The sequence below is a fragment of the Cryobacterium sp. TMT1-66-1 genome (genome assembly GCF_004403435.1).
Taxonomy (GTDB): Bacteria; Actinomycetota; Actinomycetes; order Actinomycetales; family Microbacteriaceae; genus Cryobacterium; species Cryobacterium flavum.
The window spans coordinates 127,841-152,182 of sequence record NZ_SOGP01000002.1 but is presented as its reverse complement, the minus strand read 5'-3'; the positions used below and the strand labels follow the sequence as shown (position 1 = coordinate 152,182).

Genomic DNA, 24,342 nt, shown 5'->3' with positions numbered 1-24,342 from the left:
TTGGTCATGCGAATCAACATTACGAGCGTGTTCGTCGACGAACAGGTGAAGGCGCTGCGGTTCTACACCGAGGTGCTGGGCTTCGTGAAAAAGAACGACGTCCCGCTGGGCGATGAGGACCGCTGGCTGACCGTGGTGTCCCCGGAGAACCCCGAGGGTACCGAACTGTTGCTGGAGCCGAGCGGCCACCCGGCCGCGAAGCCGTTCAAGGACGCCCTGGTCGCCGACGGTATTCCGTTCACCCAGTTCGCTGTCGATGACGTTCCGGCGGAGTATGAGCGACTGCGAGGCCTCGGCGTGCGCTTCACCCAGGAGCCCACGGTCATGGGGCCGGTGACCACCGCGGTTCTCGACGACACGTGTGGCAACCTCATTCAGATTGTGCACATGGCCAGCTAGCTGACCCAAGCCTGCAGGCGTTCGTGTGCCGCGACCCGCCATCGAGCGGGCGGACCGGCGTGACCGGCTAAACTTGCCGAACCGCCTCTGTAGCTCAGTGGAAGAGCAATTCCGTCCTAAGGAAATGGCCGGGGGTTCGAATCCCTCCAGGGGCACCACTCTTGACGGCCCTGCATCCCTTGTAAACACTGGGCTGTAGGATTTTCGCCATTCTCAGGAATGGCCGTTTGCCCACATTTTGCCCACACTTCAAAAAAATTTCGGTGTGATATGGAGCAGCTGAAACGGCTCAATTCTGGCTTTTCAGCTGGGTGGGGCGACGCCGTACCCAGCCTTCTAGGGCCACTCCCCGCGGTGGGAAATCGACCCTGACGGGCGCGCATCGTCACGGCAGCGCGTCCGACCTGGTCTTCGCAGTATCCAGCGCGACCGCTACGGCGTCAAGGTCATCGTCGAACAGGTCGGCATAGGTGTCGAGGGTAATCGCCGCTGAGGCGTGCCCCAATCCGGCTGCACGAACACACTTTCGTGCTCGCCGCGCCCCGGGAACAGCAACGAATACACCTCCGCATCGCTTCGATTCACGTGAGCGTCACGGTCGATGCCAGCTTTGTCGGCGGCGTCGAACACCGCCAGCACACTTTTGCGCGACATGCCCTGCGCTAAGGCGATCGCGCGCCCCGTCATGCCCTCAGCGCGGAGTTCGAGCACCCGCTTGGCTTGAATCCTTCGTACCATGATTGATTACTCCTTCTGCCGCGTGCCTATACACGCGGCAGAAGGAGCTAAACAGATGGCCCCGAACGGAAATATTCGGTGGCCCCGAAACGCGCTACTCGCCACATCACCCCGTGGCCCCGAACGTCAATAACACTGGCCCCCACGAGCGCAAATACTCATGGCCCCCTTAACAGTACTTAAACAGGAAGAACAGAACAGAAGCAGCACGCGCGCGCGAATTCTTGTGTGGATAACGTGCCGGCCGGCGGGTTGAGCAGCACCGCCTGCCTATTCGTTTGCCTAGTCACTGACGGCGAATAGGCTAACGACGGGGAAAGACTAGAAAAAGTTGAAGAAGAAGAGAAGACAAGAGCAAGAACAAAACCAAGAACTGAGAAGAAAAAGGGAGCAAGCAATCAGAGGCACAGACGCGAGACAACGAACGATGAAGAGCGCGAACGGTGAGTGAGCGAGCCGAGAATGTACCGAAAGCGGTGAGGTCAATCGAGATGGTTCAATCCACGCAAAATGCCGGTGCACCGAGTTCGCGATAACCATCCGAGCGATGCACCGTGACGTAGGTCGAAGCGGATGTCGGTGGTCGGCTGCAGAATCATGTCCATAAAGCTGCGTCAGAGCGAAAGGCAGAATTGTGGTGCAGATCACCGAGCGTGATGAGGCGATGGTGCAATGGCTCGACGTTGTCCGGTTGGCCGACGTGGAGGCGGTGCGCTGGGCGCTGGGCGCGTTCGTGGGAGCCGGCCAGCCGTTGAGCTTGTGGCGGGCGCAACTGTGGGTGGCGCGCATGACGGCCATCGGCTGGTGCAGTCGCGCGCTCCGCTCGACGAGGTGGCTGCGGCCGTGCGCGAGCTACGCCGGCTCGTCGGCTAAGGCCCAGCGTCGGCGCAGCCTCAACGGCGGCTCCTGAGCTGGTTCATGACCCCAATGCCAGAGCCCACGGCGTCGGCCAGCCATTCCCTCTGTGCCCAAGTTCTCGACCAGCACTCACTCACCCGTTGGGACCCGCGGCCGAGTGTCAATGTGAATTTCGTAATAACGCTCAGTCCTGCCAGCATGTCGGTATGGCGACAGAGTCTATTCTCCCCGAGTTCAGCGACAGCCGGATTGGCGAGGTGGCCGAACGGCTCTCGGAAGCCGGCGTCGGCATCATCGTAGGAACGCTGGCGAACCCAGCTGGCATCTACCTGGCCAAGACCATCCCGGTTGATCGACTGGCGACGTTCGCTTCATCCGGTCTCGGCGCCCCGCCGGTGTGGAACATCTTCTGCATCGACGGCGGCATTGCATTCACACCCGACCTCGGCGTCGTCGGCGATATGAGACTGAGACTCGATCTCGACGCTCTCCGAATCCTCGATGGAGGTCTCGCTTGGGCTCCAACGGAGATCTTCGACCAGAACGGCGCACCACTCGCCATCGATCCGCGGGGGCGGCTTCGCCGCATCCAACACGACATCGAGGAAGCCGGGCTTGAGGCGCTCGTGGGGCACGAGATCGAGTTCACCATCACCGCCGCGGACGGAACCCCGCTCCCACGCGCGGGCTGGACACCGTACGGTCTCGGTCCGGTACTCGACCACGAGGCTTTCATCACCGAATTACTCTCCGCCACCGCCGCCGCCGGTATCCCGCTCGAGCAACTACACGCCAAGTTCTTTGCCTCCACGGTCGAGTTCTCGCTGCCACCGGCCACACCACTTCAGGCGGCCGACGGGGTAGTGCTCGCCCGCCTGATCACCGGGAGGCTGGCGCGCAAACACAACCTGCGGGCATCTTTCTCGCCCTTCCCTATCAGCGGGGGCGGCGGGAATGCGGCGCACGTCCATTACTCGTTCAGCCGCATTGGGGAACCTCTCTTCTCCGGCGGCAACGGACCCCACGGCATGACCACCGATGGAGCGTCTTCCATCGCCGGGGTGATCGCCGCACTCCCCGGCATCCAGGGCGTTCTCGGCGGATCGATCCTCTCGGGGGCGCGGTTGCGGCCCCGACTCTTTTCGGGCGCATATGCCTGCTGGGGTCGGGAGAATCGCGGGGCAGCGGTTCGTTTCCTCGAAGCCACCCGCGGCAATCCATACGGCGCCAACGTCGAAGTCAAGATTGTCGATCCGTCGTCGAACCCCTACCTGACGACCGCGGTCATTCTCGGCGCCGCGCTCGAGGGCATCCGGTCATCGACGGCGCTTCCAGCGGAGGTCACCACGAATCCGGCCGACCAGACCGAAGAGCAGCAACTCGCCTCGGCGACGGTGCTGCTTCCCTCCGCTCTGGGAGCAACGCTCGACGCACTCGCCGCCTCCGAAATCGCTGCCCACATTCTCGGACCTCAGATCGTCCAGGCCGTGCTTGCAGTTCGACGCTGGGAACTCGATCACTACGGGCCGGCCGACGCCGACCAACTGCCAGAGAAGTTCAGGTTCGCCTGGTCGATCTAAAATCACAGAGGGGGCGGAGGGTTCGGCTTCTTTAGCCGCGCTCGCCACATGGGAATGTCTGGAGGCGACAGTATGCTGGGGATTACATCAGCAAGCGCAGTGCCGCGCGAAGAGAGGTGCCTCATGATGAAGTCGTCGTTGACTGCGCTTGTGCGTCACGAGTTGGATCATGCCCGGCAGGTCAGCAGCGGCCGAAGTGCGAAGACCGTGTACGGAGGCAGCGAACGCACGCTCCGCCAGACTGTGATCGCCTTGCGTGCGGGCGCTAAGCTGGATGAGCATGAGAATCCCGGTGACGCGACCTTTTTCGTGCTGCACGGACGCGTCGTCCTCATCTCGGGGGAGAACTCCTGGAGTGGCTCACCGGGCGATCTGCTGATCGTGCCGGAGGGTCGACACGCACTCGAAGCAGTAGAAGACGCGGCGGTACTGTTCACGGTGGCAAAGACTCGGTGATGAGTTCCCCAAATCGATGACCCATAGGAGTTCGGGGGGCGCACGATCGAGAAAGGGGTGCCTCAGGCGGCAGCCTGCGGCGGTAGTACAGCAATCAAGGGGTGATCCTTGGCAAATATGCCCACCTTGGCGGCCCCGCCCGGGGAGCCGATGTCGTCGAAGAATTCGACGTTCATCTTATAGTAATCGGCCCATTGCTCCGGCACGTCATCCTCGTAGTAGATCGCCTCGACTGGACATACCGGTTCACAGGCACCGCAGTCGATGCACTCATCGGGGTGGATGTAGAGCATCCGTTCGCCCTCGTAAATACAGTCGACCGGGCATTCTTCGATGCAGGCCCGATCTTTCACATCGACGCAGGGAAGAGCTATAACGTACGTCACAGTGGCGGGGCTCCCTTCACGAAGAGATGACTTTGAGCCTACGACAACCGGGTCATCAAATCCAGATCACGCTGTCGGGCCCGCTGGGGACGGGCCTGCAAACGGCACGATTCAGTCTCGATCGCGGGCCGGGTTCGCGCTCCTCTCGTTCAGCCAGGCAATGAGTCCGCCCGCGAGCAGTATGTCGATCTGCCGCTGTGAGAAGTTCTGCCGGGCGGGGTAGTCCTCCTTGTGAGTCGCATTGTGCACGGTGATCCCGGTGCCGGCAGCCAGTTATGAGGGCCGCAGCTTCAGTGGCATGACCAACGGCTACGACAAGGGGTTGGCGCTCGTCGCGTTCGGCGCAGCCTTGCCCTAGGCCCTCGCGTTGCAGGCACTTTCAGGACGACCACTACAGCCCCGTCCAGATTGCTCAAACAATCCGCTATCGGCACCGCGAAGAGTCCCGCAGAAGGTTCCCCACGTGACACCCTATCTGGGCCCGAGTATGGTTCAAACGTGGAGTTTGTCGAGGCAGATGGCGTCCAGATCGCCTACGAGCGGGTCGGTGAGGGGCCCCCCTTAGTCTTCGTCCATGGCGCGGCTGAGGACAGTCGAATCTGGCAACCGCAGCTTGCCGGCCTGGCCGACGAATTCACTGTCGTGGCGTGGGACGAGCCAGGGGCTGGCCGGTCCTCCGACCTTCCGAAGGGCTTCGGTTTAGCAGGCTTTGCGGACGGGCTCGCAAGGCTGATCGAAACGCTTGAGCTCGGGCCCGCGCACGTCGCAGGCCGTTCCTGGGGCGGCACTGTGGCGCTTGAGCTCTACCGCCGCCATCCTGGGCTCGTCGCGACCCTGATCATGATCGACACCTACGCCGGCTGGAAGGGATCGCTGCCCGCAGACGAGATACGCGCGCGGGTCGCACACGCCCGCCAGATGCTCGCCTCGCCGCCGGAGGACTTCGACCCCACGCTTCCCGGACTCTTCGCTGGCGATCCGCCTGTGAAGTTTGTGCCTCTGCTCGCCGCCATCGCAGCCGACGTCCGCCCCGCCACCCTCAGGTACCAACTTGACATCATGGCCGAGACCGACTTGAGCGACCTGCTGCCTCACCTATCAGTCCCGGCGCTGCTGATCTGGGGACAATTTGATGCTCGCTCGCCGCTCAGCGTCGCCCGCCAGTTCGAGGAGGCGATCCCGAACACGACACTTGTCACGATCGAGGACGCAGGCCACATGAGCAGTCTCGAGCGGCCCGAACCGTTGAACAACGCCGTGCGTGAATTCTGTCGTGCCCACCCACCATCGCGTTTGGGGTAACGGGCGACCATCCCAGCGTCCTATCGGCCCGGACCGGCAGATCCGTGCGGCCAGCCCATACGAGCAGCCGCTGACACGATGCCTTGCCTGTGAGCCGTCCGCCAACGGGCAACCTGAACTGTCCCGCAAGACGTTCCCCTTGCGGGTTTGAATTCAGCGCTTATGCCAGCGCTGAGTTGACGGGTCCCAAGTGTCATCGTCGCCCACGGTGCCGGTGAGGGCGAGTTTGCGCCGCCAGGCTGACCATTTTGTTTGAGCGACCACTGGCCAGCCTGTCGTGGCGACCGAGATTGCGGTCAGCGGCACTTGGCGGAAATCGGCGACGCGCTGAGCTGCACCGCGTAGCTCACTCGCGCTGAAGTCGTGTGTCAGCGAGAAATTTCGCAGGCCGACGATGTCGCGCCATCGTGTGCTCGTCGTTCCACGGGTCAGCATTGTGGCCGCCTTTTCTGCAACAACCATCACCAGCGGATAGCCGAGCATCTCAAATTCGCCACCGAGGATGCGCGGAACAGCCATCGAGCGCGGGGCCGGCCAGATCGGGTCGCCAGTGCTGATGTCCAGATGGAACGACAGGGCGCTCGTGTAGATGTGGGCAAATATCTTGACTCGGATCCCGGAGTAGTCATCGCCCTCGCGGATGGCGCGCACCTCGGTGCGTGCCGGGTCAATTGCCAGAGCATCGTCGACGAATACGGCCGCAACGGCCTCCACGACAGCGAGCAAATGGGCGGCATCCACTTGAAAGTTGACGGCTTCCATGTCGATGTCGCTCGTCGGAGGCGATACGCGGCCAGGAGCACGCCGCCCTTCAGCACGAAGTCATCCTTGTAGATTGTCTGAGCGAGTCTGCTCAGGAAAGCCTCCATGGCGTAGAAGGTGACCGTCTCCGAAACGGCCCGGCCCGAAGCTCGGGCATATCGTGAGAGCGCGGCATAGAGTTGCGACGCCTGGCTCACGAAAGCAACTCCAGGGCGTGACGCAACGGACCGCTCGATCGGGGCAGCTGCCGGGCGATGCTCATTAACGCGGCTGGGTGAGACCCGCGTCGGCGCAGCCAGTTCTTCAGCGCTTCCGTAGCGATCTCGTATCCCTCCGACCCGCGCAATCGGTAGGCATCGACGATGGAGCGTTCGGGCGAATACAGGCCGATAGTCGCGTCGGAACCATTGATGGCCAGCTCAGTGCGTTCGAGCGCGAACGTCGCGGCGTCGAAATGATGCCAGGAAACAGGAGCGTCAGTGCGGGGGATTCGGGCGCCACGCGGTAGGGCAATGTCGATTCGGGCGGGGATGACGTCAACGAGGCCGTGGTGCGCCAAGGCACTCGACAGGCACATTGTTGCGTCGGGCCTGCGGGTCAGGATCTCAAGCAAGTCCAGGTTGGCTGGCGGCAGATCGGCACGGCGGTAGAGCCCTCGGGCGATTCGGTCGATGGTGCCGTTCTCGCTGAGCCGACGCAGCTCGCGTGCCCCCACCCCCGCATCGGTGGCCATGGCGGTGCTGAAGGCGGCGGCAGGCAGGCTGTCAATCGCATGCATCTCCGGCCTCATTTCCGCGTGTATCGAAGCGTGCACACGTAACTTTAGCTGTAAACATTTCCGTACACCAGAGGGGTCGAAGCTGTCCCGACACTCCTGGCGTGCCCACATTTTGCCCACACTTGAAAAAAATCTGGGCAAATCTGGATGCATCATTGTGACCCACGCGGTTTTTGACCACATCGGTGACGTTGACCGGTCGATTATTGGAGTTCGAATCCCTCCAGGGGCACCACCGGAACACTGCAAGAACCGCGTGATCACGGGCCCCCCGTCAGGTGGTGCTTTGCCGTGATGCCCACATGAGCGCACACATGGTAAATATCGCTCCCGCTGTTGCTGCTGGGAGAGGTGCCCTGGCGTTCATGGAACGATGGTTGCATGGCAGCTGGCGTGCATCACATCGAGATTTGGGTCGTTGACTTGGACAGCGCCCGACATTCGTGGGGCTGGCTGCTGGTAGCTCTTGGTTGGTCCGTCGACCAGGAATGGAGCACGGGCATCTCCTGGCGATGCGGCGAGGTGTACATCGTGGTCACGCGACCGCCTGCCATCTCTGGCCAGGAGCATGACCGGCGACTTCCTGGACTGAATCAGATTGCCCTTCATGGAGGGACCACAGCTGATATTGACCGCATCGTTGGTCAGGCATCAGCCCACGGATGGAATGCGCTGTACGGCGATCGGTACCCCTACGCGGGAGGCCCCGACCACTACGCCGCGTATCTCGAAAATGAAGCCGGTTTCAAAGTTGAAGTCGTCGCGTCAACGCCGCGTAGCGGCTGAGACGTGCTGTACGGTTGGCCGTTTCTGCGGTGCGCTTGGGTCGGGCATCCGTTTGGAATATCGTGCCGAAATCGGGCAGGAGATCAAGGACTGCAGGGGCCTGTGGGGCACCGATCTCGGGGTCAGGAATCCACGGGGCGTTGCACCGTGATCGGTGACGTCTCCGGATCGGCAACGGCAGCGCTGGCGTCCTGCGCAACGTGATGCAGCTCGTCGTAGAGATGAACGGCCGACTCTTCTTTCAGGCGCTCCCACGTGGAGTTCGATACATGCTTCATGGTTTAGCGCTCCGTTCGTCCCCCGCGGGATCAACGCTTATTATCCTCGCCCGCCAACGGGAATTGAGCCGGGAGAAGACAATCAATGCGCCGGGAAGACACCCCGAATGGCCGCGAACATGGGCGTACGCCGCCTCCGGCTGGCCAGCCCAGAGTCCAACGCACAGCAATGCCAACAGGGCAGCGGATGCGAAAACTCGTTCCATGAAAACTCCTCACGCAAATACTATTCCCGGGCTGAGCGGAGAGCGCCGCACAGTTCACCCGTCCGTTACCCGCGAGTTCTAGACTGATACTTTCGCGGCGTGCCGAACTGCCACGACCTGAACGAGGAGTCGTGTGAGCGAGCACCAGCACAGCCCAGCGGGCGCCAGCGGGTACTCCCAGTCGGTGCTCGCGGCAGGCCACCGGGCCAAGCCGGCCCGCACCCTGGCCGACATTCTTGCGGTAACCGCAGCGCAGCATCCGGATGCTTTAGCACTGGAAGACGCGGCCGGCACGATCAGCTACCGCGGCCTGCTGCGGCGGGTGCAGGCCCAAGCCAACGCGCTGAGCCTGGCCGGCGTGCGACGCGGCGACACCGTGGGCATTCGCATCCCCTCGGGCACCCGTGACCTGTACGTGTCCATTCTGGCGACTCTGTTCGTGGGTGCCGCCTACGTTCCGGTCGATGCCGACGACCCCGAAGAACGCGCCCGGCTGGTCTTCGCCGAGGCACACGTGGTCGGCATCATCGGCGAGAGCAGTGTGTTCGCGCCGCGTGACGGCCTCGACCTGCAGTCCCTGCGCGCTCGCCGCGTCGAACCGCAGGAGGACCCCGCGCTGGTGTTTCCGACCGCGAATATTCCCTCGCCCGACGATGATGCCTGGGTCATCTTCACCTCCGGCTCGACCGGCGTGCCCAAGGGCGTCGCCGTCACCCATCGCTCGGCGGCCGCCTTCGTCGATGCCGAGGCCGGCTTGTTCCTGCGATCAGAACCGATCGGCCCCGCAGACCGGGTGCTCGCCGGACTCTCGGTGGCCTTTGACGCGAGCTGCGAAGAGATGTGGCTGGCCTGGCGAAACGGCGCCTGCCTCGTGCCGGCCCCGCGCTCCCTCGTGCGCAGCGGCGCCGACCTTGGCCCCTGGCTGATCACGCACGGCATCACCGTGGTGTCGACCGTGCCGACCCTCGCCGCCCTGTGGCCGGAAGAATCGCTCGAAGCCGTGCGCCTGCTCATCTTCGGCGGCGAAGCCTGCCCGCCCGAACTGGTCGCCCGCATCGCCACCCGCGGCCGCGAAGTCTGGAACACATACGGCCCGACTGAGGCCACCGTCGTCGCCTGCGGCGCCCTCGTCGACGGCGTTGGCGAGATGCGTATCGGCCTGCCGCTCGACGGCTGGGACCTCGCCGTCGTCGATGCGCGCGGCGAGCGGGTTTTAGAGGGTGAGATCGGCGAGCTCATTATCGGCGGCGTCGGCCTGGCCCGCTACCTCGACGCGGCCAAAGACGCCGAGAAATATGCGCCGCACCCGCAGCTCGGCTGGGCGCGCGCCTACCGTAGCGGCGACCTCGTGCGCTTCGACCGCGCCGGCCTGGTGTTCGCTGGGCGCGCCGACGACCAGGTGAAACTCGGCGGCCGACGCATTGAACTCGGCGAAGTGGATGCCGCCCTCAACGCCCTGGACGGGGTAGCCGGCGGCGCCGCCGTGGTGCAGATCACCCCGGCCGGCAATCACATCCTCGTCGGGTATATCGCGCTCACCAGCGCGAACGCTCCGTTCGACCGGAAGGCCGCTCTAACCCGGCTGCGCGAGGAACTGCCCGCCGCGCTCGTGCCACTGCTCGCCGTGGTCGACGCGCTGCCCACCCGCACCTCGGGCAAGGTTGACCGGGCGGCGCTGCCGTGGCCGCTGCCGGCCTCGGACGACGACGCGGCCGCGCTGTCACCGACGGCGGCGTGGCTGGCTGAAGCGTGGGCATCCATTTTGGGGGTGCCGGTGACCGGGCCCGACGACGACTTCTTCGCCCAGGGCGGCGGCTCACTCTCGGCAGCCCAGTTCGTGTCGGCCGTGCGCGCCCGCCACCCTGAAACCACCGTTGCCGACCTCTACGACCACCCGCGCATCGGCTCGCTCGCCGACGAACTCGATGCCCGCACCCCCGTCACACCCCAGGTGCTGCGGAACGTTTTGCCGACGCCGGCCCGCAGCCAGCTGGCCCAGACGGTGCTCGGCATTCCGCTGCACGTGTTGAGCGGCGCGCGCTGGCTGGTCTATCTGGCCATTGCCAACAACCTGCTGAGCCTGAACGGTGCCAGCTTTGCCCCGACGCTGTCGTGGTGGTGGGTGGCCCTCGGGTTTGCGCTGTTCGTCACCCCGCCTGGCAAGATGCTCATCGCCGTGATTGCCGCACGGCTGCTGCTGCACGACGTCATGCCGGGCAACTACCCGCGTGGCGGGTCGGTGCACCTGCGGCTCTGGCTGGCCGAGCAGATCGCGCTGCTCGTCGACGCCGCAAGCCTGGCCGGCGCGCCCTGGATCAGCTACTACGCCAGAGCACTTGGCGCCGAGATCGGCCCCGACGTCGATCTGCACTCGCTGCCGCCGGTGACCGGACTGATGACCATCGGTGCCCAGGCTTCGATCGAACCCGAAGTCGACCTGGCCGGGCATTGGATCGACGGTGACGTGCTGCGCATCGGCCACCTGCACGTCGGCGCAGATGCTCGCATCGGCTCCCGCAGTACCCTGCTCGGTGGCGCCCACGTAGGTAACGGCGCCGAGATCGACCCGGGCGCCGCCGTCTCGGCGCGGGTGCCGGCGGGGGAGCGCTGGGCCGGTTCCCCGTCGCGTCGGGTGGGCTCAGCTCGCCGCCCGTGGCCGGCCGAACGACCGCCGCGGGCCAGTCGCTGGCTCGGCGCCTTCGCGGCCGGGTCGGTCGCGATGACCGCGATCCCCACGGTCGCCCTCGTACTCGGCGCGCTCATCGTTGGTGCCGTCGTCGGTCACGCGGACAGTCTCGCCGTGGCCGTGTTGCGCGCCGCCCTGATCATGCCGGTCGCCGTCATCGCGGGCGGTCTCGTCTACGCGCTGCTCGTGGTCGGCTTCGTGCGCGTCCTCGGCGTGGGTCTGCGCGAGGGCTACTACCCGGTGCGCAGCCGCATCGGCTGGCAGGTCTGGATGACCGAACGCATCCTCGATGGCGCCCGCACCGTGCTGTTTCCGGTCTATGCGAGCCTGCTCACCCCCACCTGGCTGCGCCTGCTCGGCGCCAAAGTAGGAGCGGACGTCGAGGCATCGACCGTGCTGCTGCTGCCGTCGCTCACGACCATCGCGCCCGCCGCGTTTCTCGCCGACGACACCATGGTGGCCTGTTACGAACTCGGCGGCGGCTGGATGCACATCGGCCCGGCCAAGGTTGGCCGCCGGGCCTTTCTCGGCAACAGCGGCATGGCCGGTCCCGGCCGCACGGTACCGCGCAACGGACTCGTCGCGGTACTCTCCTCGACCCCGCGCAAGGCCAAGCGTGGGTCGAGCTGGCTCGGCAACCCGCCCTCGCGACTGCGTCGCAAGCAAACGGATGCCGACGACTCCCGCACCTTCCACCCTCCCGTGCGCCTGAAAGTAGCCCGATCGCTGTGGGAACTCCTGCGCATCGTGGCCGGCTTCACCAGCGCCTGGATCGCGTTGCTGGTGCTCACCCTGCTCGACCTGCTCTGGCTGCAGCTCGGCCTCGGCGCGGCGATCGCGCTGTCCGGTGTGGTCATGCTCGCCGCCGGCGCCGTGGCAGCCGGGGTGACAACGGTGGTCAAGTGGACGCTGGTAGGGCGGATCGACGCGTCGGAGCATCCGCTCTGGTCATCGTTCATCTGGCGCAACGAGGTGTCGGACAGTTTCGTCGAGATGGTCGCCCGCCCGTGGTTTGCAGAGAAGGCCTCCGGCACGCCGGCGCTCGCCGTGTGGCTGCGCACGCTGGGGGCTTCGGTGGGGCGCGGCGTCTGGTGTGAGACGTACTGGTTGCCCGAGGCAGACCTGGTGCGGCTGGGCGACGGCAGCACCGTCAACCGCGGCTGTGTCGTGCAGACGCACCTCTTTCACGATCGCATCATGCAGCTTGACGCGGTGGAACTCGCCGACGGATCGACGCTCGGGCCGAACGGCGTCATTCTCCCGGCCGCGTCGATTTCAGCTGGGGCGACCGTGGGGCCCGGCTCGCTCGTGATGCGCGGCGAACGGGTACCCACCGGGTCGCTCTGGTCTGGCAACCCGATCACGCCGTGGCATCAGCCGCCGTGGCAACGGTGAACGTGGAATAGTGGACCGATGGCCCCTGTGCAGACGACCTACGGCTCGGCCAGCGCTGGCGACCCCTATATTCCCACCGGCGGCAACGGCGGTTACGTTGCCGAACACTACGATCTGAACTTGTCCTACCGGGTGGCTACCAACCGGCTGAACGCGACCGCGATCATCACCGCGCGCGCCCTCATACCCCTCGACCGGTTCAGCCTTGACTTCGCCGGGCTGAGCATGGAGAAGGTCACGGTCAACGGCGAGCGGCCGACCAAAGTGACGCACAGCGCCCGCAAACTCGTGATCAGCCTTGCCACTCGGGTTGAGGCCGGGGCGGTGTTCGAGGTGACGGTGCGCTATCGCGGGGCGCCGCATCCGGTTCGCAGCGCCTGGGGCGACGTCGGCTGGGAAGAACTCGACGACGGCGTGCTGGTCTCCGGGCAGCCGTGCGGGGCCGCATCCTGGTTTCCCTGCAACGATCATCCGAGTAACAAAGCCACCTATCGCATCGAGATCGCCTGCGAATCCGGCTACACCGTGGTGTCGAACGGAGTGTTGTCGGCCAGGTCGAGCCGGTCGGGCCGCACCAGCTGGACCTTCGACGTGCGCGAGCCGATGGCGACCTACCTCGCCACGGTGCTGATCGGCCGCTACCGTCGCCGCGACCTCGCCGCAGCTCCGGTCGCGCACAGTCTGTTCTTTCCGGCCCAGCTTGCGACCCGGGTCGGCACCGACTTCGCTCGCCTCACCGAGATGATCGCGTTCTTCGCCGACCGGTTCGGCCCGTACCCGTTCGCGTCATACTCGGTCGTGATGACCGACGACGAGCTGGAGATTCCCCTCGAGGCGCACGGCCTGGCCGTGTTCGGCAGCAACCATGTCGACGGGGAGCACGGCAGCGACCGCCTGATCGCCCACGAGCTGGCACACCAGTGGTACGGCAACAGCCTCACCGTGGCCCGCTGGCAGGACATCTGGCTGCAGGAGGGTTTCGCCTGCTACGCCGAATGGCTGTGGGAGGAACAGCGCGGCGGTCGCACCGCCGACTCCCTTGCCGTGCTGCACCGCGGCAAGGTGGCGGCCCTGCCGCACGACATCGTCGTCGGCGATCCCGGCCCGCACGCCATGTTCGATGACCGCGTGTACAAACGCGGCGCGCTCGCCCTCCACGCGATTCGCAAATCGCTCGGTGACGAGGCCTTCTTCGCCGCCCTGCGCGCCTACACCGCGGCCCGGCGGCACGGTCAGGTCTCCACCGAGGACTTCGTGGAGTTCTTCTCCGAACACACCGGCAGCCGGGCGATCGGCGGGTTTGTGGCCCGCTGGGTGCAGCAGAGCGCGCTGCCGAGCCTCTAGCCGAGCTTCGTGGGCGTGGGCGTGGGCGTGGTTGCCCTGCGCGGGAATTCGAGGTTGGCCGCCTCGACGGCGCCGAGGTGCTGACGTGCGCCAGCGCGGTCAGCTGCGGGGTTTGCTGCGCGGGTGCTGCGCCGGTGCGCGGGAGTTCGAGTGAGGTGCTGGCCCCCGCAGCGTGGGCTACGCGGGTGTTGCGCCGATTCGCGGGAGTTCGGGCTTGGCCACAACTCCAGCGCGACGCGACGGGCTGGACCTGCGCCAGTGCGCGGGAGTTCCGCCTCCCGCGCACTGGCGCAACTCCCGCGGCGGCGTGAAACGGACGGCCGCGAGCGGAAAGAGTGAGTTTTAGAGCATCGAAAGGCTCGGGGCTCTCGGACCGAGCAAGGCCAGGGTGCCCACCAGCCCGGGGCCCGCGTGGAAGCCCACGACGTGCACCCGGCTCAGATCGAGCGTGGCGGTCGGCCAGCTCAGCAGAGCGGAGCCCCCGGCGCGAGCGGACGCTTCCCGTTCAACGGATGCCCCACCCGGGCCCAACGCCACGGTCACCTCGCGCGGGTCCACCGTCAGCCCCTCGCCGGAGAGCTTGAGCAGAGCCTCCTTGGTGGTCCAGAGCGCGGCGCGCGCCCGATCGCGCTTGTTGACCGGCAGCTCCGCTAGGGCGGTGCGCTCGTCGGCGTTGAACGCGACGTCGTCGAATCCGGCCCGGGCGACCGAGGCCACGCTCTCCAGGTCGACCCCGATCGGTCCGACCTGCGACACGGCAACGACAACGGTGCGACCGGCGCGGCTCAGGCTCACGTGCACCCCGCCCGGTGTCAGCACGCGAGGCCGCCCATGCGCGCCGCCGCAGCGTTCGCAGCGTTGTTCGATGGTGACGGCCGTCAGTTCAACGGCGCAGACCCGGGCGACAGCGGCGGCGAGTAGTAGCCGGTCGGTCTGGGGAAGCGGCGCGCGCGGTTGTAACAAGAGGGAAACATCCGTTTGCGGCACGATCTAACCGTACCCGCCGGCAAAACTGCACCGGCGTTACCGTGCAGCTACGCCGAGTGGCACACTGGTAGATCGGAGAAGGAGAGCCAATGGCGCTGGTGGACAACGCGGTCTACGTGGACGGGCACCGGGTTGCCACGCCGCCGAGCCTCGACGAGACCTTCGAAGTGATGAAAGAGAAGAAGGGCTTCGCCTGGATCGGGCTGTACCGGCCGAGCGAGGAGGAAGTGCGGGCCGTCGCGACCGAGTTCAGCCTGCACCACCTGGCCGTGGAGGACGCCCTCAAGGGGCACCAGCGGTCGAAGATTGAACGGTACGCAGACATCCTGTTCATTGTGTTGCGCCCGGCCCGCTACATGGACGACGAAGAGCGCGTCGAATTCGGTGAGCTGCACGTGTTCGTCGGCCCCGATTTCGTGGTGACCATTCGCCACGCCGAATCGCCCGACCTCGCCCTGGTGCGGGAGCGGATGGAGAGCACCCCGCACCTGCTCGCCCTCGGCCCGGAGGCCGTGCTGTACGCCATTCTCGACCAGGTCGTCGACGAATACGGGCCGGTCGTGGCCGGGCTGGAGAACGACATCGACGAGATCGAAGACCAGCTGTTCGACGGCGACCCGGAGGTCAGCCGGCGCATCTACGCACTGTCCCGCGAGGTGATCGAGTTTCAGCGGGCCACCCAGCCGCTCGTAAGCATGTTCGAGGCGATGCAGCGGGGCTTCGACAAGTACAACGTGGACCTCGAACTGCACCGGCACCTGCGTGACGTGCTCGACCACACTCTGCGCATCGTGGAGCGCGGCGACGCGTTTCGGCAACTGCTGCAGAACGCCCTGACCGTGCACAGCACCCTGGTGGGCCAACGCCAGAACGACGAGATGCGGCACCTGTCGGAGACGAGCCTCGCGCAGAGCGAAGAGGTGAAGAAGATCTCCAGCTGGGCGGCTATCCTGTTCGCCCCAACCTTGGTCGGCACCATCTACGGCATGAACTTCGACAACATGCCCGAGCTGCACTGGCCGCTCGGCTATCCCTTTGCGATCGCTCTGATGCTCGCCATGGGGTTCACCCTGTACATCGTGTTCAAACGGCGAGGCTGGCTGTGAACGGTCAGATTGGGGCACAAACACGCGAAACCCCGGCCGCCTCAGGGCAAACCGGTGATTTGCCAATTAGGGTATCCCTGTGTGGCACCTCGATAGAAAACAAGACGACGACGACGTGCTTTCCAAGTACCTGGACGTCGTTCCCGTCGACCCTCAAAACGTGACGAGTCCACACAACCTCAGTCTGGGCGATCCGGCGTTCACCGCCGGTAACATCGCCGAGCCGGTCTGGCAGCGCTGGCGCGACGAACTCGCCGCGCTCGGCGGTCGCTCCCCGCTGCTGCACTTCACCGATGAAGCCCGCACCCGCATCGAGCTAAGCGCCACGCATCCCGGCGGTCTGCCGCAGTTCATCATCGGCAAGACCACCCTGTTGTCCAACCTCATTCGCGATGAACTGGCTCTGCGTAACGCCCGCCTGGCCGCGAACGAGATCACCCAGAAGGGCATCGAACTGCGCTCCATGCGCGGCCTCGAATCGGTCAACCTCGCCATCGGCCTCGCCGAATGGCGCTATCAGGATGTGGACTACAGCGCCCCGGTGCTGCTGCGCCCCCTCGCCATTCGCCGCTACGGCCGCGACTACGAACTCAAGCTCAAGGGCCAGCCCTTTCTCAACCCGGAACTCGCCCGCGCCCTGAAGGACCAGTTTCAGATCGTGCTCGACGCCGACGCTTTTGTGGCGCTCGCCGTGACCAATGGCGCGTTCAAACCGCAACCGGTCATCGACCGTCTGCGCGGGTTGACCTCGCACCTGCCCTGGTTCAACGTCGTGCCGCGCCTGGTGGTCTCAAGCTTCGCCGACGTGGGGCGGGCGCTGGCCGCCGACGCGTCGAACCTTGATCATCCGCTGCTCGACGCCGTGGCCGGTAACAAGACCGCCCGCCGCAACATCGAGACCGCCTACAACCCGGTGGTTCCGATCGGACAGGATGCCCGCCCGCCGGCCACCGACACGCTGCTCGGCGACGCCGACTCCGAGCAGGAGAACGTTGTCGCGCAGATCGCGGCCGGCAACTCCCTCGTCGTGAAAACCTTGCCCGGTACCGGCGGCACTCAGACCATCGTCAACGCGATCGGCTCGCTCGTGGCCCAGCACAAGCGGGTGCTCGTGGTGAGCGCCCGCCGTTCGAGCCTCGACGGCATCCACGGCCGCCTCGTGCAGGTGGGCCTGCCCGGCATCGCCGTGACCCCGCGCACCCTGCGCCGCGACCTGATCCAATCGATCACCCGCAATGAGAAGGCCGCCCAGCCGCGCGTCGGCGACGTTGACGACGCCCTCGTGCGCCTCCGCAAGGTGCTGCTCGACTACCGGTCGGCGCTCACCCGCCGCGACTCGGCCCTCGGAGTCTCCGTGCTCGACGCGCTCGGTGAACTGGCCCGCCTGGCCCAGCTGCCCGAGCCGCCGTCGACCACCGCCCGCCTCGACCGCCAGGCCCTCGAACTGCTCGCCCACTCCCGGTCAGCCGCTGCCAACACCCTGATCAAGGCCGCCGTGCTCGGCGAATTCCGCTACGGTCCCGGCGACTCGCCCTGGTACGGCGCCTCGTTCGCCTCCACAGCGGATGCCTCCAACAGCCACCAGCTCGCCAAACGCATCAACCAGATCGAACTGCCGCGTTTGCTTGAACGGGCCAACGGCCTCATCGGCCAGACCCGGCTGCGCCCGTTCGAGACGATCACCGAGCTCGGCATCTACCTGCGCCTGCTGCTGGATATTCGCGAAACGCTCGACAAGTTTCAGCCCGGGGTTTACGACCGGTCGCTCACCGAGCTGATCGCCGCCACGTCGTCGCGCCGCGAATCGTCGGAGATGAGCTCGGCCAGCCGCAGAAGGCTGCGGAAGCTCGCCGAGGAATACCAGCGCCCCGGTGTGCGCGTCAATGACATGAATGAGAGCCTCCGCCGCATCCAGAGCCAGCGCACGCTCTGGCAGCGCTATGCCGCCGCCGGGGTCACGCCCGAGGTGCCGGTCGGCATCAACGATGTGCACGTCGCTTTTCAGCGAGTCTCCGAAGACCTCGGTCTGCTCGATGTGCCGCTCGGCACGATTGGCACGACGCGCGCTCTCGCCGGGCGCCAAATCAATGAGCTCGTGTCGATGATTTCCGGCCTCGCCGCCGAGAGCGAGGTGCTCGCGAACCTGCACGAGCGCACCGCACTGCTGGCAACGCTGCGCGAGCACAACCTCGACCCGCTGATGACCGATTTGTCCCAGCGACATGTCTCGGAGGAGAACGTCGCCGCCGAGCTCGAGTTGGCCTGGTGGCAGTCCGTGCTCGAGATCATGCTCGCGAGCGACCGGGCGTTGCTCGGCGCCAACACGGCGGTATTGGACCGCCTCGAGGCCGATTTCAAACTCGTCGACGAGGCGCACGCATCCGCTACCGGCAAGCTTTTGGCCTGGCTGCTCGCCGAAACGTGGAAGATCGGCGTCGTCGACTTTCCCGAGGAAGCCGACCAGCTGCGCCGCCTGCTGCGCGCCGACCGCGCCACCCCGGCCCGGCTGAACGAGGTTGCCCCGCACCTCGGCCGCGTACTCGCCCCGGTCTGGCTGGCCTCGCCGTATGAGATCGCCGGGATCAGCGACCAGATCACCTTCGACACCGTGCTGCTCGTCGACGCCGGCGCCACAACCCTCGCCGAAAACGTCGGCGCGATTCGCCGCGGCCGCCAGATCGTGGCGTTCGGTGACCCGGTCACCCAGACCCCGTCGGCCTTCGAGACCGGTATCGCCGGCTCAGGGGAGACGGCCGCGCCCGAGGTCTCAGTGGACGCCCTGCACGCCGACTCCGCCCTGGCCCGCCTTGGCGAACTGCTGCCGACCCTCACCCTCACCCGCAGCTACCGGGCCGGCGGCGAAGACCTCGCCGAACTCGTCAACCACCGTTTCTACGGCGGACGCATCGACTCCCTGCCCTGGGCCGGAAGCTTTCTCGGCCACGGCAGCCTCACCATCAACTATGTGGCCGGCGGCCGCGGCATGCCCGACGCCGACAGCGGTGCCATCGAGAGCGTCGACGCCGAGGTTGTCAAGGTCGTCGACCTCGTGCTCGACCACGCGTCAAAGCGCCCGCGCGAATCACTCATGGTGATCACCGCGAGCACCCGGCACGCCGTGCGCGTGCAGCAGGCCGTGCTCGCCGCGTTCGCCAAGCGCACCGACCTCTCGGACTTCATTTTGAAGGACCGCAGCGAACCGTTCACCGTGCTCACCCTCGAGCAGGCCGTGGCGCAAAGCCGCGACCGGGTGATCTTCTCGATCGGCTACGGCCGCACCCCACACGGGCGCCTGCTGTCGAACTTCGGTTCGCTCGGCGAACCCGGCGGCGAACGCCTGCTCGCGATCGGCATGACCCGCGCCCGCCGCGCGCTCGACATCGTCTCCTGCTTCCGCCCGGCCGACATCGACGAGGACCGCCAGCGCCACGGCATCCTCGCCCTGTCCCAGGTGCTCAGCGAAACCGAAGCGCGGCGCGATGAGGTGCAGGTGCCCGACGCGAGCGAGGCAATGCTGGTCGACCTTGGCGGCCGCCTCGAAAAGCTCGGCCTCACCGTGCGCCTCGGCCACCGCGGCAAGCTCGCCCTCGCCGCGTCCTACGGCACCCGAGCGATCGTCGTCGAAACGGATGCCGTCGTCGGCCGGGCAAGCCTGCGCGAGTCCCTGCGACTGCGCCCCGAAGTGCTGCGCCGCCTCGGCTGGCACTACCTGCGCGTGCACAGCTTCGAGCTGTTCAGTAACCCTGACGCCGTCGCCGCGCGCGTCGCCGCGATCGCCGGTGTGCCCAAAACGGATGCCGCTCCCTTTTCGACCGGCGACCCGATCGCTCCGAAGCGGCCCGGCGCGTGAATGCTTCTGACGGTGTGCCGCCCCTCGGAACGGCTCGTCAGCCGATCGTGAAGGCCGTCGGCAAGGCTCGGCGCGCCAAGCTGCTGCCGGCACCGGACACCGACCCCAACCCGCACCCGCCGGTTCTGCGCGAAGAGGGCGGCGTCGCGCACACCGGAAGTGCGCCCAGCGCCAACGAGGCTCAACTGCGGCAGGATCGCCCGCCGCACTGGTAGTTAGTGCTTGGGGCCCTGGTCAGCGGCGGCGTTCTTGGCCAGCAGATCACGGATCTCGGTGAGCAGGTCGAGCTCGGTCGTGGGGTCGGCGACGACCTCGGAGGGAACCCCGGCGGCGCGGCGTCGGTCCTGGGCCTCCTTGAGCTTGTTCAGGGGCAGCACGATGACGAAGTAGACGACCGCGGCGATCAACACGAAGTTGATGAGCGCACCGATGACGGCGCCGAACAAAAGAAAGTCGCCTCCGGGAAGCGGTACGCGCAGGGTCTGGGCCAGTGACTTGGCGCTGAAGATCGCGGCGATGAGCGGGTTGAAGATGCTTGTAACGATGGCGGTGACCAGCGCGGTGAACGCCGTGCCGATGACGACCGCGACGGCGAGGTCGATGACGTTGCCGCGCATGATGAATTCTTTGAAACCGTTGATCACGGGGTGCTCCAATCGAATGACTTGGGAGACCGTCTTTGTCAGCGCCATCTACCTAAGACGCCTTCGCGGCCGAAACGGAGGAGGACGGTGTCGACGACTTGGCGGGCGTGCTGTCGGGCTTCTTCTCGGATTTCTTCTCGGCCGGCTTACTCGCCGACGAGTCGGACGTGTCGGCAGACTTCTCGGCCGGCTTGCGATCGAGGTTGGGATTGGACCGCTTCGAGTCCGACTTGGAGTCGTTGCTGTAGAAACCGGAGCCGCTGAAGGTCACGCCGATCGAGGAGAACACCTTGCGCAGCTTTCCCTGGCAGGTCGGGCACACCGTGAGCGAGTGGTCCGTGAAGGCCTGCTGGATATCGAAGGCGGTGTCGCACTCGGTGCAACGGTAAGAGTAGGTAGGCACTGCATCTCCAGCTGGTTGAGCCGACAGGCAAACGCCTGCCAGTACTAAGGTTATGCGCGCCCAAGGGCCCGCACGTTCAGAATGCGGGTCTTGAGCGATGAAAAGGGTCAGAAAGCGATGATTCGGGTCGGCGTTACGAGGCCGTTGACCGGCTGATCGTGCACCTCGCGAGGAACTTCCTGCAGATATTCGCTGTCGAACACCACGGCGTAGACCGGCGGGCACTTCTCCATCGATCCGAGGGTCTTGTCGAAGTAGCCGCGACCCCAGCCCATGCGCAGTCCGTCCTCACCGACGGCCGCCGCCGGAACGATGATGAGATCGACATCGTTGATGGCGATCGGGCCGAGCAGGGTTCCGACGGCTTCTGGCACCCCCGAAATGCCGGTGAATTCTTCCTCACCGTCGCCGACGGTCCAATCGAGCAGACCGTCTTCACGTGAAATCGGAAACAAAATCCGGATGCCCTCTGCCGTGGCCCAGTTGAGAAAAGGTCGAGTATCTGGCTCGTTGCGAGCCGATAAATAACAGGAGATCGACCGCGCCGACAGGTCGAGCACGAGGCTTTGCAGGTTTTCGGTGAAGCCGGCCGTGGCGGCCTCGCGTTCCGAGGAGGTCATGTTCTGGCGGCGTTCGCGCAATTCCGCTCTCAGCGCACGCTTGTAATGACCTGTGTCGGAGTCCATATAAGGCATCCTACTTGCCACTAACCTAGTGCCCATGGGTACCCCGATAACTAAAGCCGTCATTCCCGCAGCTGGACTCGGAACACGCTTCCTCCCAGCGACCAAGGCCATGCCGAAGGAGATGTTGCCGGTCGTTGACAAGCCGGCGATTCAATATGTCGTCGAAGAAGCCGTCGCGGCCGGCCTCAGCGACGTACTGATGGTTACCGGTCGCAACAAGAATGCCCTGGAAAACCACTTCGACCGCATGACCGAACTTGAGGCCATGCTCGAACGCAAGGGCGACCAGACCCGGCTCGCCAAGGTGCGCGAATCCAACGAACTCGCCGACATCCACTATGTGCGTCAGGGCGACCCGCGCGGACTCGGCCACGCCGTGCTGCGCTCGCGCATGCACGTGGGCAACGAGCCCTTCGCGGTGCTGCTCGGTGACGACATCATCGACGCCCGCGACCCGCTGCTGACCCGCATGCTCGAGGAACAGGTCAAGCGCGGTGCCAGCATCGTGGCTCTGCTCGAGGTGGACCCCTCGCAGATTCATATGTATGGCGCGGCCGCGGTCGAGTCCACCGACGATCCCGACGTCGTGCGCATCACCGGCCTGGTCGAAAAGCCGAGCGCCGCCGATGCCCCCTCGAACCTCGCCATCATCGGTCGCTACGTGCTGCGCCCCGAAGTCTTCGATATTCTGGAACACACGGCGCCCGGCAAGGGCAACGAGATTCAGCTCACCGACGCCCTGCAGGAGATGGCCGTCAACCCCGAGTCGACCGGCGGCGTATATGGCCTGATCTTTCGCGGTCGGCGCTATGACACCGGCGATCGGCTCGATTACATCAAGGCCATTGTGCAACTCGCCGTCGATCGTGAAGATCTCGGTGCCGACCTGAAACCGTGGCTGCGCGAATTCGTCGCCACGCTCGACTAAATCATCACCCAGCTTCCATTCCAAAACAGACAGGCGAACCGTGCCGATCGCAATTCCGACCCTTCGTGAGGGCGCCGTCACCCTGCGCCCCATCCGCTTGCGCGATGCGCGCACCCTCGAGGGCGAATTGCTGGCCAACCGGTCGTGGCTGCGCAAGTGGGAGGCGACCAATCCGTACGCGCCGATGTCCTTCGACACGCGGGCGAGTATCCGTAGTCTGTTGACGCACTCACGGTCGGGCCACGGTCTGCCGTTCATCGTGGAGCAGAACGGTGAACTGGCCGGCCAGCTCAACGTCTCGTCGATCACCTGGGGATCGCTGTCGTCGGCGACGATCGGATACTGGGTGAGCGAGAAATTCGCTGGCCAGTCGGTTACTCCCACGGCCGTGGCCCTCGCCACCGATTACTGCTTCTACCAGCTCGGCCTGCATCGCATGGAAATCTGCATCCGCCCCGAGAACAAGGCCAGCCTGCGCGTCGTCGAGAAACTCGGCTTTCGGTACGAGGGACTGCGCCGCCGCTATATCCACATCAACGGCGACTGGCGCGATCACTTTTGCTTCGGTCTGGTCGCCGAAGAACTCGGCCAGGGCGTCATGCGCCGCTGGCAGGATGGCATGGTGCCAGCGGATGCCGCGAGCGTCACCACGGCAGATCTCGAGTCGGCCGCGCATCCGGTGCGTGTCATCACCCGATGACGGTGAAGAATTTCCCTGTTCGGGGGCAGGATCAGTGCATTAAGTTAGGTGACACACCGAGAGTAATCCTCGGCGGATGCGCCCGCGCCTCTTACCGTTGTCAACATGAGTAGTGAGGCATTGGGCGGCGGGGTCATGGTGGCGGTGGCTGCCGTGCTCTGGGTTGCCTATCTGATGCCCACCTGGTCGCGGCGCAAGCAGTATCAGGCGACCGAACGAAATGCGGTGCGATTGCAGCAGACACTGCGTATTCTGGCGGAAACAGCCGAGGTTCCTCAGCAAGTGCGGCTTGAGGCGACGGCTCGCACCGTGGCTGAGCAGCAGCGGGTTCTGGCCCGGGTCGAGCAGTCCGAACGGGTTGAAGCGCAGGCGGTAGCGGATGCTGCTCGCGATGTTCGCCGCGCCGCCGCCGCTGTGGCCGCCGCAGCCACACCGCGCCTGCCGGAGTCGCCGGTGAAGAAACTCCGCCGGCTTCGACGCTTTCGCGGCTCGGTGTCGACGATTCTGCTGGCCGGCCTCGTGCTGGCTGGATCCGGAATCGCGCCCGCTCTGTCGGGTTCGTTCACCGCGCTGGTCAGCGGCGGAGTCGTCATGGTCGCCGCGTTCGGCGTCCTGGGCCGCCTGGCCACGGTCGCCCGCTCTGCCCGCATCGTGCGGCTGGAAGCCCCGGTTGAGCTGCCAGTGCTGATCGGCCAGACCTTTGAACCCGTTCAGCTCGAAGAGACTCCGGTCGCCGCAGCCACCTGGACGCCCCAGCCGCTGCCACGCGCGCTGCACCTGTCGCGCGGATCCATCGCGCAGACGGCGATGGCATCCGTTGAAGCGGCCAATCAGCTGCGCAAGGCTGCCGCCGAGGCGGAGGTGGCCCGCCGCGCCGCCGCGCTCGCCGAGGAAGCCAACCGGGCGGTCACGCCCTTGGTGCGCCCCGAGTCTGCCGCGGTGCCGAGTCGATTCGCGTCGATGGGCATCGTCGGTGAGCCGGAGCCGGGCATGACCGACCTCGACGCCGTACTGCGACGCCGTCGCGCGGTTTAGTTCGCCGCACTCGGGCGCCAGGCGCGGTCTCGAAATCGTGCCTCACGCT

23 protein-coding genes and 1 tRNA gene are annotated in these 24,342 nt (G+C 65.7%); 15 read left to right on the top strand and 9 right to left on the bottom strand.

What is annotated here, in order from left to right:
• Positions 1-6 precede the first annotated feature (6 nt).
• Together E3T29_RS01585 and E3T29_RS01580 are read left to right on the top strand one after the other, a co-directional pair.
• The gene (locus E3T29_RS01585; RefSeq protein ID WP_134343797.1) at positions 7-399 is read left to right on the top strand and encodes a VOC family protein; all 393 of its coding nucleotides are present in this window, start codon (positions 7-9) and stop codon (positions 397-399) included.
• A gap of 83 nt (positions 400-482) precedes the next feature.
• A tRNA-Arg gene (locus E3T29_RS01580) sits at positions 483-557 on the top strand.
• Positions 558-831: 274 nt separating this feature from the next.
• On the opposite strand, the gene E3T29_RS20585 is transcribed toward E3T29_RS01580, so the two are convergent.
• Complete coding sequence (locus E3T29_RS20585) at positions 832-1,137, bottom strand: hypothetical protein (protein WP_174776387.1); 306 nt, start codon at positions 1,135-1,137, stop codon at positions 832-834.
• Between the two features lie 634 nt (positions 1,138-1,771).
• Between E3T29_RS20585 and E3T29_RS01565 the strand changes: the two genes are divergently transcribed.
• The 3 genes from E3T29_RS01565 (at position 1,772) to E3T29_RS01555 (ending at position 4,031) form a co-directional block, all read left to right on the top strand.
• A complete protein-coding gene (locus E3T29_RS01565; RefSeq protein ID WP_134343796.1) occupies positions 1,772-2,047 on the top strand; it encodes a hypothetical protein in 276 nt (91 codons plus the stop codon).
• A gap of 154 nt (positions 2,048-2,201) precedes the next feature.
• Positions 2,202-3,575 (top strand): glutamine synthetase, encoded by a 1,374-nt coding sequence (locus tag E3T29_RS01560; protein WP_134343795.1) that lies wholly within the window; start codon positions 2,202-2,204, stop codon positions 3,573-3,575.
• Positions 3,576-3,698: 123 nt separating this feature from the next.
• Positions 3,699-4,031, top strand: coding sequence for a cupin domain-containing protein (locus tag E3T29_RS01555; RefSeq protein WP_134343794.1), 333 nt, complete (start codon positions 3,699-3,701; stop codon positions 4,029-4,031).
• Between the two features lie 62 nt (positions 4,032-4,093).
• Here E3T29_RS01555 and fdxA read toward each other — a convergent pair whose 3' ends face one another.
• On the bottom strand, positions 4,094-4,417 hold the full coding sequence (gene fdxA / locus E3T29_RS01550) for a ferredoxin (RefSeq protein WP_134343793.1): 324 nt from the start codon (positions 4,415-4,417) through the stop codon (positions 4,094-4,096).
• 498 nt (positions 4,418-4,915) lie between these two features.
• Between fdxA and E3T29_RS01545 the strand changes: the two genes are divergently transcribed.
• On the top strand, positions 4,916-5,719 hold the full coding sequence (locus tag E3T29_RS01545; RefSeq protein WP_134343792.1) for an alpha/beta fold hydrolase: 804 nt from the start codon (positions 4,916-4,918) through the stop codon (positions 5,717-5,719).
• 153 nt (positions 5,720-5,872) lie between these two features.
• Here the strand turns inward: E3T29_RS01545 and E3T29_RS01540 are convergent, their stop codons facing one another.
• Together E3T29_RS01540 and E3T29_RS01535 are read right to left on the bottom strand one after the other, a co-directional pair.
• Positions 5,873-6,487: a nucleotidyl transferase AbiEii/AbiGii toxin family protein gene (locus E3T29_RS01540; RefSeq protein ID WP_255574915.1), complete on the bottom strand. Its 615-nt coding sequence runs from the start codon at positions 6,485-6,487 to the stop codon at positions 5,873-5,875.
• A gap of 187 nt (positions 6,488-6,674) precedes the next feature.
• Positions 6,675-7,259: a type IV toxin-antitoxin system AbiEi family antitoxin domain-containing protein gene (locus E3T29_RS01535; protein ID WP_241987581.1), complete on the bottom strand. Its 585-nt coding sequence runs from the start codon at positions 7,257-7,259 to the stop codon at positions 6,675-6,677.
• Between the two features lie 381 nt (positions 7,260-7,640).
• Between E3T29_RS01535 and E3T29_RS01530 the strand changes: the two genes are divergently transcribed.
• Positions 7,641-8,045: a VOC family protein gene (locus E3T29_RS01530; protein ID WP_134343790.1), complete on the top strand. Its 405-nt coding sequence runs from the start codon at positions 7,641-7,643 to the stop codon at positions 8,043-8,045.
• 122 nt (positions 8,046-8,167) lie between these two features.
• Here E3T29_RS01530 and E3T29_RS19515 read toward each other — a convergent pair whose 3' ends face one another.
• Positions 8,168-8,323, bottom strand: a complete 156-nt coding sequence (locus E3T29_RS19515) for a hypothetical protein (RefSeq protein ID WP_158252850.1) — start codon at positions 8,321-8,323, stop codon at positions 8,168-8,170.
• Between the two features lie 339 nt (positions 8,324-8,662).
• On the opposite strand from E3T29_RS19515, the gene E3T29_RS01525 reads away from it, so the two are divergent.
• Positions 8,663-12,610, top strand: a complete 3,948-nt coding sequence (locus E3T29_RS01525; protein WP_134343789.1) for a Pls/PosA family non-ribosomal peptide synthetase — start codon at positions 8,663-8,665, stop codon at positions 12,608-12,610.
• A gap of 18 nt (positions 12,611-12,628) precedes the next feature.
• On the top strand, positions 12,629-13,954 hold the full coding sequence (locus E3T29_RS01520) for a M1 family metallopeptidase (protein WP_134343788.1): 1,326 nt from the start codon (positions 12,629-12,631) through the stop codon (positions 13,952-13,954).
• Between the two features lie 342 nt (positions 13,955-14,296).
• Here the strand turns inward: E3T29_RS01520 and E3T29_RS01515 are convergent, their stop codons facing one another.
• Positions 14,297-14,941 (bottom strand): 4'-phosphopantetheinyl transferase superfamily protein, encoded by a 645-nt coding sequence (locus tag E3T29_RS01515; RefSeq protein ID WP_166792303.1) that lies wholly within the window; start codon positions 14,939-14,941, stop codon positions 14,297-14,299.
• A gap of 89 nt (positions 14,942-15,030) precedes the next feature.
• On the opposite strand from E3T29_RS01515, the gene E3T29_RS01510 reads away from it, so the two are divergent.
• The 3 genes from E3T29_RS01510 to E3T29_RS01500 all read left to right on the top strand — a co-directional run bounded on the left by E3T29_RS01510 (position 15,031) and on the right by E3T29_RS01500 (position 20,112).
• Positions 15,031-16,047, top strand: coding sequence for a magnesium and cobalt transport protein CorA (locus tag E3T29_RS01510; RefSeq protein ID WP_134343786.1), 1,017 nt, complete (start codon positions 15,031-15,033; stop codon positions 16,045-16,047).
• A gap of 79 nt (positions 16,048-16,126) precedes the next feature.
• Positions 16,127-19,897 (top strand): ATP-binding protein, encoded by a 3,771-nt coding sequence (locus tag E3T29_RS01505; protein WP_134343785.1) that lies wholly within the window; start codon positions 16,127-16,129, stop codon positions 19,895-19,897.
• Complete coding sequence (locus E3T29_RS01500; protein WP_134343784.1) at positions 19,894-20,112, top strand: hypothetical protein; 219 nt, start codon at positions 19,894-19,896, stop codon at positions 20,110-20,112. Before E3T29_RS01505 ends, E3T29_RS01500 begins: the two co-directional genes overlap by 4 nt.
• On the opposite strand, the gene mscL is transcribed toward E3T29_RS01500, so the two are convergent.
• The 3 genes from mscL to E3T29_RS01485 all read right to left on the bottom strand — a co-directional run bounded on the left by mscL (position 20,113) and on the right by E3T29_RS01485 (position 21,630).
• Entirely contained in the window at positions 20,113-20,589 is a 477-nt protein-coding gene (gene mscL, locus E3T29_RS01495; protein WP_241987580.1) for a large conductance mechanosensitive channel protein MscL, read from the bottom strand. It abuts the gene before it with no gap.
• Between the two features lie 4 nt (positions 20,590-20,593).
• Positions 20,594-20,944 carry an FmdB family zinc ribbon protein gene (locus E3T29_RS01490; protein WP_134343783.1) on the bottom strand — a complete coding sequence of 117 codons (351 nt, stop codon included), beginning with the start codon at positions 20,942-20,944 and terminating at the stop codon, positions 20,594-20,596.
• A gap of 107 nt (positions 20,945-21,051) precedes the next feature.
• Positions 21,052-21,630 carry a 5-formyltetrahydrofolate cyclo-ligase gene (locus E3T29_RS01485; RefSeq protein ID WP_092341571.1) on the bottom strand — a complete coding sequence of 193 codons (579 nt, stop codon included), beginning with the start codon at positions 21,628-21,630 and terminating at the stop codon, positions 21,052-21,054.
• A 34-nt stretch (positions 21,631-21,664) separates the two neighbouring features.
• Here E3T29_RS01485 and galU point away from each other — a divergent pair, with 34 nt between their 5' ends.
• From galU to E3T29_RS01470, 3 genes are all read left to right on the top strand, one after another.
• The gene (gene galU, locus E3T29_RS01480; protein WP_092341572.1) at positions 21,665-22,558 is read left to right on the top strand and encodes a UTP--glucose-1-phosphate uridylyltransferase GalU; all 894 of its coding nucleotides are present in this window, start codon (positions 21,665-21,667) and stop codon (positions 22,556-22,558) included.
• A gap of 40 nt (positions 22,559-22,598) precedes the next feature.
• Positions 22,599-23,258, top strand: a complete 660-nt coding sequence (locus E3T29_RS01475) for a GNAT family N-acetyltransferase (RefSeq protein ID WP_134343782.1) — start codon at positions 22,599-22,601, stop codon at positions 23,256-23,258.
• Positions 23,259-23,363: 105 nt separating this feature from the next.
• Positions 23,364-24,293: a hypothetical protein gene (locus E3T29_RS01470; protein WP_134343781.1), complete on the top strand. Its 930-nt coding sequence runs from the start codon at positions 23,364-23,366 to the stop codon at positions 24,291-24,293.
• Positions 24,294-24,342 lie beyond the last annotated feature (49 nt).